Genomic DNA, 1,247 nt, shown 5'->3' with positions numbered 1-1,247 from the left:
TGTTTTGTTTAAGGAAAATTTCCCTTTTGGGTCAGACTCTTTTCGTGTTTAGGCCGCCGAACGGTCCGCGGCGGAGGAGCGTCCGATCGCCCGGCAAATCCTTGGGGCGATCAAGCCGGCGACGATCGACAACAAAATGTCTTTCGGCAGCGGGGCAAGCATCCAGCCCCACACCATGCCGTACGAAAGCCCTTCCGGCGCTTCCGCCCATAGTTTGTACGCCATGTACATCCAGTTCGTGCCGATGACATAGTTGATGACCATGCCAACGAGTGCGGCGGTGACGAAACGAGCTTTTGACGCCGGCTGCGGGCCGCGGTTGATGACCCATCCGGTCGCATAAGCGGCAACGATAAACGAAAGAATGAAGCCAAATGTCGGTTGGAAAATCATCGACAGTCCGCCGTTGAATTTGGCAAACACCGGCACGCCGGCGAGGCCGACGAGCATGTACACAATCATCGCCACCGCACCGAGCCGCCGCCCGAGCACCGCTCCGGCCAAGACGCAGAAAAACGTCTGCAGCGTAATGGGAACACCGCCGACGACAAGAAACGGCGCCCACGACGTAATGTTCGCCCCGATCGCCATCAAGGCGACGAACATGGCGGCGAGCGTCATGTCAATCGGTCGAAGTGAAGTCCGTCCTTCCATATGTAAACCCCCTTTTTTTGTCCGTTAACAAAATCGTACCGAACAACCGCTAGGCTGTCAATCCTCTTTTTTTCGGCGGATGATAAAGCGGCTTGGGGGGATGATAAGAAAAACGACTCCTCGAGCGCTTCATGCGGACAACGCGGCGAGGAGCGTGAAAGGAGGTCTTGTCAATGGATCGGTTCGTGCCGGATGAGGAACTGAAGCGGGCGAGCAAAATGGGGGCGAACGAAGACATCATCCATACAAGCAAACACGACGACGGCTACGATTTGCGCACCCCGGCGGAAATCGGGGCTCGGCAGCCGACGGATGAAAACGGCAATGCGTAAAAGAAGGGGTGCGGATCGACAGGAAAGAAAAACGTCTTGGACCGATTCGCGCCTCGAAAAAGCCGGAGGATCGAGCGAAAAAAGATGGCCGCCTCCCCATCGAGTTCCCTTAGAGTGGTCTTGTCGTTCTGATAAAATGCTGCCGGCTCGAATGTCGTGCTCGTTTTTCAATGGGTTTTTCGGCATGAAAAGAGAAGAAAATGAATTTATTGATTTTTATGAATAAATACCTATTTTTGATATGGTAATAAAGTTCCTTTT

At 53.7% G+C, this 1,247-nt stretch carries 2 protein-coding genes; one reads left to right on the top strand and one right to left on the bottom strand.

The window, feature by feature from the left end:
* Nucleotides 1–48 precede the first annotated feature (48 nt).
* Nucleotides 49–654, bottom strand: coding sequence for a biotin transporter BioY (locus tag VU18_RS12825; RefSeq protein ID WP_011232414.1), 606 nt, complete (start codon nucleotides 652–654; stop codon nucleotides 49–51).
* 173 nt (nucleotides 655–827) lie between these two features.
* Here VU18_RS12825 and VU18_RS18400 point away from each other — a divergent pair, with 173 nt between their 5' ends.
* Complete coding sequence (locus VU18_RS18400) at nucleotides 828–986, top strand: hypothetical protein (RefSeq protein WP_011232413.1); 159 nt, start codon at nucleotides 828–830, stop codon at nucleotides 984–986.
* Nucleotides 987–1,247: the final 261 nt, after the last annotated feature.

Source organism: Geobacillus sp. ZGt-1, from assembly GCF_001026865.1.
Classification (GTDB): domain Bacteria; phylum Bacillota; class Bacilli; order Bacillales; family Anoxybacillaceae; genus Geobacillus; species Geobacillus thermoleovorans.
The sequence above is the reverse complement of the archived record's forward strand: the minus strand, read 5'-3'. Positions and strand labels throughout refer to the sequence as shown.